Annotated in this window: 9 protein-coding genes and 2 tRNA genes; 9 read left to right on the top strand and 2 right to left on the bottom strand. The window is 54.8% G+C overall.

The features are described from left to right. Positions 1 to 6: 6 nt before the first annotated feature. From WKS99_RS11435 to WKS99_RS11410, 6 genes are all read left to right on the top strand, one after another. A complete protein-coding gene (locus WKS99_RS11435) occupies positions 7 to 1,221 on the top strand; it encodes a M24 family metallopeptidase (RefSeq protein WP_262670017.1) in 1,215 nt (404 codons plus the stop codon). Between the two features lie 82 nt (positions 1,222 to 1,303). Next, on the top strand, positions 1,304 to 2,335 hold the full coding sequence (locus WKS99_RS11430; protein ID WP_262670016.1) for an NAD/NADP-dependent octopine/nopaline dehydrogenase family protein: 1,032 nt from the start codon (positions 1,304 to 1,306) through the stop codon (positions 2,333 to 2,335). A 70-nt stretch (positions 2,336 to 2,405) separates the two neighbouring features. Next, the gene (locus tag WKS99_RS11425; protein ID WP_340406035.1) at positions 2,406 to 3,440 is read left to right on the top strand and encodes an asparaginase; all 1,035 of its coding nucleotides are present in this window, start codon (positions 2,406 to 2,408) and stop codon (positions 3,438 to 3,440) included. A 35-nt stretch (positions 3,441 to 3,475) separates the two neighbouring features. Continuing rightward, positions 3,476 to 4,414, top strand: a complete 939-nt coding sequence (locus WKS99_RS11420; RefSeq protein WP_340406033.1) for a LysR family transcriptional regulator — start codon at positions 3,476 to 3,478, stop codon at positions 4,412 to 4,414. Positions 4,415 to 4,459: 45 nt separating this feature from the next. Beyond that, positions 4,460 to 5,749, top strand: coding sequence for an aminotransferase class I/II-fold pyridoxal phosphate-dependent enzyme (locus WKS99_RS11415; protein WP_340406031.1), 1,290 nt, complete (start codon positions 4,460 to 4,462; stop codon positions 5,747 to 5,749). A gap of 1,026 nt (positions 5,750 to 6,775) precedes the next feature. Continuing rightward, positions 6,776 to 7,927, top strand: a complete 1,152-nt coding sequence (locus WKS99_RS11410) for a tyrosine-type recombinase/integrase (protein WP_262670012.1) — start codon at positions 6,776 to 6,778, stop codon at positions 7,925 to 7,927. A gap of 132 nt (positions 7,928 to 8,059) precedes the next feature. Here WKS99_RS11410 and WKS99_RS11405 read toward each other — a convergent pair. Continuing rightward, positions 8,060 to 8,135: transfer RNA gene (locus WKS99_RS11405), tRNA-Met, on the bottom strand. A 3-nt stretch (positions 8,136 to 8,138) separates the two neighbouring features. Then, positions 8,139 to 8,225, bottom strand: a tRNA-Leu gene (locus WKS99_RS11400). Between the two features lie 489 nt (positions 8,226 to 8,714). Between WKS99_RS11400 and prfB the strand changes: the two genes are divergently transcribed. The 3 genes from prfB to WKS99_RS11385 all read left to right on the top strand — a co-directional run bounded on the left by prfB (position 8,715) and on the right by WKS99_RS11385 (position 11,876). Beyond that, complete coding sequence (gene prfB / locus WKS99_RS11395) at positions 8,715 to 9,836, top strand: peptide chain release factor 2 (protein WP_186853368.1); 1,122 nt, start codon at positions 8,715 to 8,717, stop codon at positions 9,834 to 9,836. A gap of 112 nt (positions 9,837 to 9,948) precedes the next feature. Beyond that, positions 9,949 to 10,626, top strand: a complete 678-nt coding sequence (locus WKS99_RS11390; protein ID WP_240286584.1) for a TIGR00266 family protein — start codon at positions 9,949 to 9,951, stop codon at positions 10,624 to 10,626. Positions 10,627 to 10,883: 257 nt separating this feature from the next. Continuing rightward, positions 10,884 to 11,876 carry a 4-hydroxy-2-oxovalerate aldolase gene (locus WKS99_RS11385; protein WP_147573461.1) on the top strand — a complete coding sequence of 331 codons (993 nt, stop codon included), beginning with the start codon at positions 10,884 to 10,886 and terminating at the stop codon, positions 11,874 to 11,876. Positions 11,877 to 11,991: the final 115 nt, after the last annotated feature.

The following is an 11,991-nucleotide window of genomic DNA, read 5'->3' as shown; positions in this document are numbered from 1 at the left end:
TTCACTATGACGATCAATGAAATCAAGGAACAGCTCAAACAGTACGACCGCAAGCAGCTCTACCGGGAAAAGGTCATCAAAATGCAGAAGGCCATGGCTGAGCAGGGAATCGATGGCATCATCTGCTTCAAGCCCCAGAATACCTTCTTCCTGTCTGGCTTTAACCCCATTTTGTACAGCCACCCTGTTGTGGTTGTCATTCCCCAGGAGGGTAATGCGGTCCTTCTAGTTCATAGCCTTCGCGCCCGCCACTCCGCAGATGAGGCTGCCATTGAGGATATTAGACTGTTTGGCATGTGGGCCAATCAGAAGCCAATAGCCAACGACGCCTACTCCGCCATTGATATCATCGTTTCTGACTTGAGAATGAAGGGGAAGGTTCTGGGCTATGAGGGCGACTTTATCTCCCTGTCCCAGTATCAGAAGCTGCAGGATATCACCCAGGCGACCAAGATGGTGGATGTCTCTGATTTCCTCAAACGCTCCCGCAATATCAAAGACGAGTACGAGATCAACCTGCTACGTCTGTCCTCCTATCTGACCAACGTGGGCATGGAGGCGGCCCTTGCCAATATTCGCAAGAGCGAGGCCGAGGCGAGCATTGCCGCCGAGATCGCTATGCGGGAGACCTGGGCAAAGGAGCTCAGCGAGTTTGAAATCAGCAGTTTCGGCAATACCGAGGGAGGCATCGTCACTGCCCTGTGGTGCTATTCCAACTCCGGCTACCGGGTGCCCTATGGCTGCGAGTGCCCAAGCAATCGTGTCCCTCAGGAGGGTGAGGTGTGTTTGCCTGTTTGCTGGGCCGCGATCGACGGCTATCACTCTGAAAATGAGCGCACTGTTATGATCGGCAAGATCCCGGAGCGGTACGAGAGGGCGTATGACGCGATGCTTGCCGGGCGCCAGAATGTGTTCCAGATGATGAAGGCCGGTGTGGCGGTATCCGACGTGTATGCTGCCGGTGTTGCACCATATATCGAGGCGGGTTTCGGTGACTATCTGCCCGGGCGTATCGGCCACGGCCTGGGTCTGAGCCTTCACGAGTTCCCCTCCCTTTCCAAGGACAGCAGCCTGGTCCTAGAGGAGGGAATGGTGGTCACTGTAGAGCCCGGCCTGGTATTTGCCGGCTGGGGCTCCACCCGTCACTCGGACACTGTGGTTGTTCGAAAGGATGGAATTGAAATTTTGACCTGCTCTCCGGAGGAACGGCTGGTCCGCTAAACTCCCCTTCCCCCATCCATCCTCATGGGTGGATGGGGGAATAATATTTCAACGTTGTTGATTATGAAAAGAGGTATGCGCTATGAAAATTGCAGTTCTTGGTCTTGGAAAAATTGGACACAACACAGCCGCTCTGCTGACCCAGCGAGGGTATGAGGTCACCGGCTTTACCAGAGATGCGGAAAAAGCACGCGCTGCGAACGAACACGGCATTACCGTGTCCGGCGCGCTGGAAGGAAACTTTAAGGTGCAGGCCACAACGGACATCGCACAGGCGGTGGACGGGGCCAAATTTCTGGTGGTGACCACCACCTCGAAGGGGCACAAGCCCATGGCCCAGCTGCTGAGGGGCCACCTGCAGGAGGGCCAGCGAATCGTGATCTTTACTGGAAATTGGGGCGCCTATGAGTTCTACAGCGTGCTACGGGATGAGGTGAAGGCCAAGCATGTGATCATCGGGGAGACCAGCGGAAACATGGCCGCCTCTCCCACCCTGACCTACCCCGCCACCACAATGATGAAGCCCTCGAAGAAGAGCATGAGCTTTGCCACTATCCCAGGCACGGCGGCTCCTGCGGTGGTGGAGGAGCTGAAGCAGGCCTTCCCGGAATTTTATCCTGTAAAGAATGTGTTGGACACCTCCATGAACAACACGAATCCGCCTGTACATGTCCCCTTCTGCCTGTTCAATATTACCCGGATGGCCAACGGCGAGGACGCCCAGTTCTACGGGGAGTGCCTCCCGCCGATTCTGCTGGACTTCACTATGGCGGCGGATGCAGAGCGCTGCGCTGTTACCAAGGCCATCGGCGGTGAGCCCAAAACAATTTTGGAGCTGATGAACGCGGCCTGGAATGTGAACTATGACAACATCAAGGACCTGGGCCTCAATAATCCCAGTTTGAAATCGGTCAAGCTCCCCAAGACCCCCTATCACCGCTTCTTAACAGAGGACGTGCCCTATGGCTATTTGGCTGTGAGCCGCTTAGGAAAAAAGTATGGGGTACCCACCCCCCGCATCGATCTGATGGTGGAGGCCTATCGCTATCTGCTGGGGGAGCACGCAGAGATGGATGGACCGGAGTTCGATGTGGATATGGCCGAGATCCTGTAAAGGCCGGACCAATACCGCATATCTCACCTGGGAGGGAATCGCTCAGGCAGCAGGGAAAGGAGGAAGCGCTGTGAAGAACATCCTATTGCTGACCACAGGGGGGACGATCGCCTGCACTGAGGGAGCAAACGGCTACACCCCCACGCTCAGCGGCGAGGCGTTGCTGGAGTATGTGCCTCAGGTGCGCGAGTATGCGCGCCTGAGGGTGCAGCCCCTTTTAAACAAGGACAGCACCAATATGGAGCCGCGAGATTGGCTCTCCATCGCTGACGCGATCTTTGATCATTGGCTGGAATATGACGGGATCGTGGTCCTCCACGGGACCGACACTATGGCCTACTCCGCCTCTGCGGTCAGCTTTATGACGCTTGGGATCGGGATCCCCGTAGTATTTACCGGATCACAGCACCCGGCGGGGCAGCCGGAGAGCGACGCCCCGCGCAACCTAGCCGACGCCATCTGCACCGCCTGCCGATGCAATCTTGGCGGAGTGCTTCTGACATTTGACGGCACGGTATTCAACGGATGCTGTGTCAGCAAGGTGAGCACCAGCGAACTTCACGCCTTTGAGAGCTGCGGCGGCACCCCGGTGGGGCGTATCCGCCATGGGGCGCTGCAAATCACCGCGCCGCCCCACCGTGATGTCCGAACCAGCCTGACCTGGCGGCGTAGTCTGGACAGCAGGGTGCTGTTTTTGAAAATCACGCCAGGAATGGACGGCGCGCTCTTAGAGCTGGCCACCCTTGGACACTATCCCATCGTGGTGCTGGAAGGCTTTGGACTGGGTGGGATTCCGTCGGGAGAGAACGGCCTGCTGGAGCGCATCACCCAGCTGCACCGGCGGGGGATCCTGGTGGTAGTGACCACCCAGTGTAGCCGCGGGCGGTGTGACATGACGGTATATGAGGCAGGGCAGGCCGCCCTGGAGCACGGCGCCCTGTGCTCCTCTGTCATTTCCAAGGAGGCACTGCTCACAAAGCTCATGTGGATCCTGGCTCAGACTCAGGCACCCGAGGAAATCGAGCAGCTATTGTTTTACGATTTTTGTGGGGAACTTGGCACAAATTTTCCGCCGATTGACAAGGATGGAGCGAGGGTCATATAATTCTTTCATCCTTAGAAAGCAGGCGGGTGGGATGGATGAATCTTTTGAATTTAGAGTATTTTTTGGTGGCGGCAGAGGAGATGAATTTTACACGTGCCGCGAAGAGGCTGTATATCGCCCAGCAGTCTCTCAGCAATCACATTGCACGTCTGGAGGACAGTCTGGGGGTAGAGCTGTTTGACCGCACACCTCCCATGACACTGACCCCTGCGGGCCTGTGCCTGCTGCGCTATGCCAAGCAGTTTCAGATCTCTCTGGACGACCTGAAGCGTGAGCTGCAGGACATCAAGGACTGCAAGAGCAGTGAGCTCACACTTGGAATCACTCAGGGGCGCGGCGCAATCTATCTTCCCATTTTGCTGCCCCGCTTTCAGGCGGAATACCCAAATTTAAAGATCCATCTGCTGGAGGCGAGCTCCGCACAGCTGGAGCAGGCCCTTCATGAAGGAAAAGCGGATTTGATCATCGGGTTCGCGCCCAAGGACCCGCTCCAGATTACGGCTCAAAAGGCCTGGAAGGAGGAATATGTAATCCTGGCCCCTAAGACGATTTTAAAGGATTACCTACCCCAGCGCTGGGGTCAGCTTGTTCAGGCCCCGGAGCGGGTAACCCTAAAAGATCTGGAGCCCTGCCCCTTCCTGTCCATTCAAAGGGACCTGTATGTGGGTTCCATCTTCCAACATTGTTGCGCCCGGGTCCATATGATTCCCAACGTGATCGTAGAGTCCCGCAACATCAATATTGTCTTAGGCCTGTGTATGAAGGGAATGGGCATCTTGGTGTGTCCCAAGGTGTTTCTATACCCCTACCTGCAGACTCAGATACTGCAGAAGGAAGAACTGTTGCTCTTCCCTCTGGACTACAGCGATCAGATTTACGTCAGCTATTTGACACAAAAATATATGTCCTATGGCACACAAAAATTGATCGAGCTGGTCCAGGAGCTTGGCCAGGAGCTTCCAAACATGCTATAAGGAATCTCAATATCCATAAATAATCGAATAAAATGGAGGGATCCCATGAATACTGTACAGCTGTCTCCTGAAGAGTTGGGAGAATCGTACCACCAAACAATGGAAGAATTTTTATGCTGGAAGAAAAAAGGCCTGTCTCTGAATATGGCACGAGGAAAACCATCAAAGGAACAACTGGAATTATCACGTGGGTCATTTTCTATTCTGGATTTTGACCAATGTATAGAAGACGGCATAGACGCCCGCAACTATGGAGAAATCCAGGGGATGCCCAGTGCCAGACGCTATTGGGCGGAGTTGCTGGAGGTGGATCCCTCTCAGTGTTTTGTTGGGGGAAGCTCCAGCCTGACCATGATGTACGACCTGATTGCCAAGGCATGGAGCCATGGATTACTTCACAGCGAAAAGCCATGGGGACAGCTAGAAGCGGTCAAGTTCCTGTGTCCTGCGCCGGGATATGACCGGCACTTCCGAATCACACAAGCCTTTGGCATGAAGTTGGTCCCCATTCCCATGACAGACGAGGGACCTGATATGAACGCTGTGCGGCAGTGGGCATCCGATCCAACGGTCAAGGGTATATGGTGTGTCCCAAAATACTCTAACCCAGATGGCATCATATATTCCAATCAGGTCATCGAGGAGATCGCATCCCTTCGGCCAGCTGCCCCTGATTTTGTGGTGATGTGGGACAACGCATACCTGATCCTTGCTCTCCAAGGAGATGCCCAGCCAATTCCGGAAATTTTACATCTGTGTGCCCAGAAGGGGAATCCGGACCTGGTCGTTGAATTTGCTTCTACCTCTAAGATTACACTACCTGGAGCGGGAATGGCAGTTATGGCCGCCAGCGAGAACAACATCCATTATTTTACTCAGCTGATGGAACCCCAGATGATCAGCTATGACAAGGTCAATCAACTGCGTCAAGTCCACTTTTTACAGGATCGGGACCATACTCTGTCCCTGATGCGGCAGCACGGCGAGATCCTTCGTCCCAAATTTGAAGCATTTCTAGAGGAGTTTGAACAGCAGCTTGCCCCGCATGATCTTGCCTCCTGGACTCGGCCGAAGGGTGGATATTTCATCGGTCTATACACAAAACCGGGCTGTGCAAAGCGTACCGTAGAGCTGTGTCGGGAAATTGGTCTTATCTTAACGGATGCAGGCGCTACATACCCCTATGGCCATGACCCGAATGACCGTCACATTCGGATTGCCCCCTCTTATCCCCCCTTGGAAGAAGTACGTTTGGCGGCGAAAGCATTCTGTACCTGCCTAAAGCTAGCGACCTTAGAGCAGCAATACCGCAGGACCGCACTTGATGCAATATGAGGCAGTATCTCATGATGTAAAGATTTTCCTCCTGCAAAATAGCTGCCTGCAGAATCAATGAATGGCCCTTATAGAGTTCTACATATTTCTCTGGGAGTGAATTTTCACCCTCATGAACATCCATCCGACCTCGGACATTTCGTTGAGAATGGGGCGTTTAATTCTGGAACAAAAACAAATCAATGGCCAGCTCACATCCATGCAGAATATCACCTACGACCGTTGTCCGTACCAAGCGGTGGGACGATTTTACCCACCTTTGGGTGGGGCAAGCAGAGCGTCTGGCTTGCCGCGAGCGGCAGCCAACGCGGTTTCCGGGCAGAAGCCCGGACCCACTTTGCGGCCAGGGGCCGAAGACAGAGAGAAGAAAAGCGGCTCTGTCGATCACCGGGATTGCGATGCTGTTGACAAAGAGAAATCACCTTGCGTCAAATGGAGTGAGAACAAATACGAGAACAGCCCCTGTTTGGCCGTGTGCACCGTTGTGTGCCTCGATTACGGGAGGGGCAGAGTCCCTACCCCTCCCAGACAAGCCCAGGCCAACGTGGGCCGTTGTTCCCGGCCGTTTTGGACCGGGGGTTTTCTCCCTCCCGGCCCCTTTTCGGAGGACGAAAAATATAGCAGGATAAAGGCCGGGGTCGCCGTTGGCGCCTCCGGCCAGTCACATCTGCCCGCAGTGCGGGCAGTTACGGGGAGTTTCCGGTGTATCAAAAGTGGGGTCAAAAACAGCAGGCGGGGATTACGTTTGCGGTCACGATTCCCAAGAGGCTACTGTCGCAACGAAAAAACAGGGGTCACACGAGTCTTCTCCGCTACGAGAGACACCCTTTTCAGACTGGACGCCCCCTCAAAAATTGCACCGCATGAAACAAAGATAGAGGCTCTCCCTGGAGCCGGAAAATGCGATGCTCAACAAAAAAAGGACAGAAACCAAGAAATGTGAATTGTTTGATAACTCTGCGCCGTGCCCCTGGCTATTTCTGTTTTCTGTGGTATGTTGTGTCGTTGCAAAGGAGGCGATACAACATGGCAAAGCGCAGAGCCAACGGGGAGGGCAACCTCCGCAAGCGCAAGGACGGCCGCTGGGAGGGCCGGTACACCGCCGGACACGACCCGGAGACGGGAAAGGCCATCTATCGGAACGTCCTGGGCCGGACCCAGGCGGAGGCCAGAGCCAAGCTGAAGCAGGCCATTGAGGAAGCCAAGCAGGTCGACCCGGTAAAGGCAAAGCAGTACACCGTGGGAGAGTGGATGGACGTATGGTTCGAAAATTACGCCAAGGTGAAGGTTCGTCCCTCCTCCCACCAGACCTACCGGGGTTACATCGACAACCACATTAAGCCCAGCATCGGAAAAATCCCACTGTGCAAGCTCACCTCTCTGGAGTTACAGAAGTTCTACAAAAAGCTGCTGAGCAGCGGCCGAGTGGACCGAATTGAGAGCAAGAAACAGAGTAAGGGCCTGAGCCCTAAGACCGTACGGAATCTCCACCAGATCATCGCCTCGGCGATGAAGCTGGCCAGGGAGCAGAGGCTCATCGCTGCAGATCCCACAGAGGGCTGCGCCCTGCCCAAGGTCGAGCACAAAGAGATGAAAACTCTCCCGGTGGAGCAGCTGGCGTCCTTCCTGCGGGAGGCGAAGGAAAGCGGTGTATTCGAGCTCTACTACGTAGAGCTGGCCACCGGATTGCGGAGAGGTGAATTGCTCGGCCTGAAGTGGGAGGACCTTGATCTGGAACGGGGCGGTCTCCGGGTTAAACGGCAAATAGCACGAATCAATGGCGAGGTAGTGGAGGCACCTCTGAAAACAAAAAACGCCTACCGCACCCTGCCCTTGGCAAGGGATACGGTAGACGTTCTGAATCAACAGAAAAAGAAAGTCGGGTCAAGCCCTTGGGTGTTTCCCGGCCCCACGGGCGGCCCCATGTCTCCAGACAGCGTGCTCCACATGCTCCACCGGGTGCTGAAGCGGGCGGGACTTCCAAGAGTTAGATTCCATGATCTGAGGCACACCTTCGCTACTCTGGCCCTGCAGAACGGGGTGGACATAAAAACCGTCTCTGGCATGCTGGGGCACTACAGTGCCGGATTTACCCTGGATACCTATGCCCACGTGACCACGGCGGCGCAGCGGCAGGCGGCGGAGGCCATGGAAAGCATCCTCTCCGGCAGTTTATAGCCCTGTCCAGTCCAGAAAAATCCCCGTATGGGTCAGAATCTGGGTCAGATTTGAAAGTCCGAAATAAACCCCTCAAAAAAGTTGCCAAAAACAAAAATAATCCGCTGGAATCAGGTGATTCCAGCGGATTTCTGGTTGCGGGAGGAGGACTTGAACCTCCGACCTCCGGGTTATGAGCCCGACGAGCTACCAACTGCTCTATCCCGCGATATGGTGCCGGAGACCGGGATCGAACCGGCACGGGATCGCTCCCACGGGATTTTAAGTCCCGGGCGTCTGCCAATTCCGCCACTCCGGCATGGGTGGCTTCCGATCTTCTTTTGAAGGCTAGAATAGTTTACCATATGAAATGGACTATGTCAAGTCAAAAAATATCTTTTCTTTTCCCCATAGTTCCCCTCGGCTGGATGTACAAAAACGGACACATATCCCCACAGGGCCCGCATATACTGATATGTATATCCCTTCTCCCCGCCATCTGCTGATGAACTGGGGAGAGACATAACTGGAGGAACCAATTATGGATGAACACAAGACCCCTATTTTAGAGCTGCCTGAGCGTTCCGCCCCCAAGGACGATTTGGATGATCTAATCTTCCGCGGAGAGGGCTGGCTGGCCAGTGATCGTTAGGGGGCCGTTCACGTCTGGAACGGCCCTCATTGATTCCTTTCTGGGCGAGGGCAGGTTTTCCTTTACTTTTGTTTCCAGCTCATATATAATAATTGGGCCTAAAACCAACTTGTCCCCGGCTATTCCGGGAGTTTACGAGAGAGAGTTGAGGACCGCATGCTCCAATTTGATGAATATAAAGTCAAGCTGAACAACCTGCTCCCCGCCCTGAAGGAGCTGGCTCAGGCCCTTGATCTGGATGGGGCCGAGCGCGAGCTGGATATGCTCCAGGCTGAGTCTGCCGCCGACGGCTTTTGGGACAACCTGGCCAAGGCCCAGAAGGTCCAGCAGCGGATCAAGAACCTGCAGGACAAGGTGGACAGCCAGAAAAAGCGCCAGAGTCAGTGGGACGACCTGATGGCCCTGTGCGAGATGGGCAACGAATTTGAGGACGAATCCCTTATCCCGGAGCTCGAGGATGGCTTCGCCCATCTGGAGGCCGATATGGAGACGGCCCGTTTGGAGACGCTGCTCACCGGCGAGTACGACCGCTCCAACGTGATCCTGACCATTCATCCCGGCGCCGGCGGGACTGAGGCCCAGGACTGGGCACAGATGCTTTACCGGATGTACACCCGCTGGACCGAGCGCCACGGCTTCACCTATCAGATCATGGATTACCAGGAAGGGGACGAGGCCGGCATCAAATCGGCCACTATCATGATTGAGGGGAGCAACGCCTATGGCTACCTCAGAGGAGAACACGGCGTTCACCGGTTGGTGCGGGTGTCCCCCTTTGACGCTAATGCCCGGCGGCAGACCTCCTTTGCCTCCGTGGAGGTCATGCCCGACCTGCCCGAGGATGTGGAGATTGAAATCCGCCCTGAGGACATTGAGATGCAGGTCTACCGGGCCAGCGGCGCCGGCGGCCAGCACGTCAACAAGACCTCCTCCGCAGTCCGTCTCATTCACAAGCCAACTGGCGTGGTGGTAGCTTCCCAGCAGGAACGCTCCCAATTCCAGAACAAGGACAACTGTATGAAGATGCTCCGGGCCAAGCTGGTGGAACTGCAGATGCAGGAGAAGGCGGAGAAGATTTCCGATCTAAAAGGCGTCCAGCTGAAGATAGAGTGGGGCAGTCAGATCCGCTCCTACGTCTTCATGCCCTACCAGATGGTGAAGGACAACCGCACCGCCTATGAGACCAGCAACATCAACGCCGTAATGGACGGCGATCTGGATGGCTTTATCAATGCCTATCTCACGGCGGAGGCCACAGGTAACTGGGCCACCAAATAATAAGCAGCCTGCCGGAGCTCTCTGGCAGGCCGCTTTTTTATATCCTGGTTGTATCAGCTTCCCGCTTCTGATATACTGGAGGTACCACCAATAAAAAGAAAGGCGGGATACTATGAAATACGAGATCAAGGGTGAGCCCACCCCGGTAGTTATCTGTGAACTGAGCGCGGGGGAAAGTATGATCACCGAAAAAGGCTCTATGGTTTGGATGAGCCCTAATATGGAGATGCAGACCTCGGCAGGAGGCCTGGGAAAAGCCTTTGGTCGGATGTTCTCAGGAGAATCCATCTTTCAGAACATCTATACAGCCCAGGGCGGTCCGGGGACGATTGCTTTTGCGTCTAGCTTTCCAGGCGCTATCCGGGCTGTGGAGATTACTCCGGATCGGCCCATCGTGGTCCAGAAATCTGCCTTTTTGGCGGCCACCGATGGGGTGGAGCTCTCCGTCTTTTTTCAAAAGAAGTTAGGGGCCGGCTTTTTCGGCGGCGAAGGCTTTATTATGCAGAAACTTTCTGGCCGCGGAACCGTCTTTTTGGAGATCGACGGCTATGGTGTGGAATACGATCTGGCGGCCGGACAGCAACTGATTGTAGATACAGGAAATCTCGCTGTTATGGACACCAGTTGTTCCATTGACATCCAATCCGTAAAAGGAGTCAAAAATATGATCTTTGGCGGTGAGGGGTTGTTCAACACCGTTGTCACCGGTCCGGGGCACATCACGCTCCAAACCATGCCCATCAGCGCCTTTGCCGGGGCTATCTCCTCGGTGCTGCCCACCAAGGGATAGAATCGTTTTGCCCTGTCAGGTGTATCTCCCGGAATCTTTTTCCCTTTCAGGCCCTGTGTACCGCCCCCTCTTGACATCGTCCCACTTCTGATAGAAAATGTGAGTATGGCGTCCCATGCAGTGACCAGCGGTCAAGAAGCTTTGATCCGCATGGCACTGGGGTCCATTCAAAGGATGGTGAGGTCTTGTCCAGAAATCCCATGTCCTGATCTATGATTTGTCTACAAAAAATGTACAAACAATAAAGGAGCAGCGCTATGTTAGTAATGGATTGCACCCTGCGAGATGGGGCCAATGTGGTAGGCAAGGGCTTCGATGCCCGGCTGACCAAAATGATGATCGAGGGAATGATCGCCGCGGGTATCACCACCATCGAAATGGGAAACTGTTTGGGTCTGGGCGCATATGAGGCCAATGGTTCTATTGCCCCCTGCACAGACGAGGAGTATCTCCAGCTGATACAGCCTTATCTGTCCCAGGCTGAAATCGGTATGTTTCTGGGCTATAAGAACGCCACCCAGCCCAATGTGGATCTGGCTGCCAGATATGGGTTGAAATTTCTCCGCATCGGCGCTAACGCCGGCGACGGAGCAGGAGCCTGCGAGGGAATCCGGCGGGTAAAGGCTGCCGGCATGAAGTGCCGTTACTCTTTGATGAAGGCCTATGTCCTGTCCCCCAAGGAGTTGGCAGAGGAAGCCAAGATGCTAGCTGACTGCGGACTGGATGAGATCACTATCATGGACTCTGCCGGTACCATGATGCCCCATGAGACAGAGGCCTATACCAAAGAGCTGGTCGCTGCTGTGGATATCCCTGTGGCATTCCACGGCCACAATAACCTGGGACTGTCCGTAGCCAACGCCATCGCCGCCGCTGAGGCCGGGGCCACCGTCTTTGACTGCGGCCTGCTGGGCATGGCCCGCAGCGCCGGCAACTGCGCCACTGAACTTCTGGTAGCCACTTTCCAACGGCTGGGCTATTTTAAGGACATTGACCTCTACAAGCTGCTGGCCTTTCTGGACGGTGAGTTAATCCCTGCCATGGAGGAATACAACTACCACGTGGCAGTTAAGCCCTTTGACCTGATCCTGGGTCTGGCGGGCTGCCACTCCAGCTTTACCAAGCGGTTTCAGAACATTGCCGATGAAATGGGCGTGCCTCTGTATCAACTGATCGTAGAAGTATCTAAGCGGGACCAGAAGGCCCCCAGCGAGGAACTGATCCGCCAGATCGCCGCGGATCTGGTCTGATTTCCAACAGTCCTATATTCGCTTCAAATCCGGACGATTTCCGCTCCCTAGAGGAGATACATTTATATCCAAAGAACGTTTAAAAAATGTGCGTCCATGCTGAACATGGACGCAC

It is taken from the genome of Flintibacter sp. HCN-6482 (genome assembly GCF_037892565.1).
GTDB lineage: Bacteria > Bacillota > Clostridia > Oscillospirales > Oscillospiraceae > Lawsonibacter > Lawsonibacter aceti.
This window is presented reverse-complemented; position numbering and strand designations above follow the sequence as displayed.

What these genes read in the sequence shown, in the direction of transcription:
- WKS99_RS11435 (WP_262670017.1), top strand. Translation starts at nt 7, where the DNA reads ATGACGATCAATGAAATCAAGGAACAGCTCAAACAGTACGACCGCAAG.
- WKS99_RS11430 (WP_262670016.1), top strand. Translation starts at nt 1,304, where the DNA reads ATGAAAATTGCAGTTCTTGGTCTTGGAAAAATTGGACACAACACAGCC.
- WKS99_RS11420 (WP_340406033.1), top strand. Translation starts at nt 3,476, where the DNA reads ATGAATCTTTTGAATTTAGAGTATTTTTTGGTGGCGGCAGAGGAGATG.
- WKS99_RS11415 (WP_340406031.1), top strand. Translation starts at nt 4,460, where the DNA reads ATGAATACTGTACAGCTGTCTCCTGAAGAGTTGGGAGAATCGTACCAC.
- WKS99_RS11410 (WP_262670012.1), top strand. Translation starts at nt 6,776, where the DNA reads ATGGCAAAGCGCAGAGCCAACGGGGAGGGCAACCTCCGCAAGCGCAAG.
- prfB (WP_186853368.1), top strand. Translation starts at nt 8,715, where the DNA reads ATGCTCCAATTTGATGAATATAAAGTCAAGCTGAACAACCTGCTCCCC.
- WKS99_RS11390 (WP_240286584.1), top strand. Translation starts at nt 9,949, where the DNA reads ATGAAATACGAGATCAAGGGTGAGCCCACCCCGGTAGTTATCTGTGAA.
- WKS99_RS11385 (WP_147573461.1), top strand. Translation starts at nt 10,884, where the DNA reads ATGTTAGTAATGGATTGCACCCTGCGAGATGGGGCCAATGTGGTAGGC.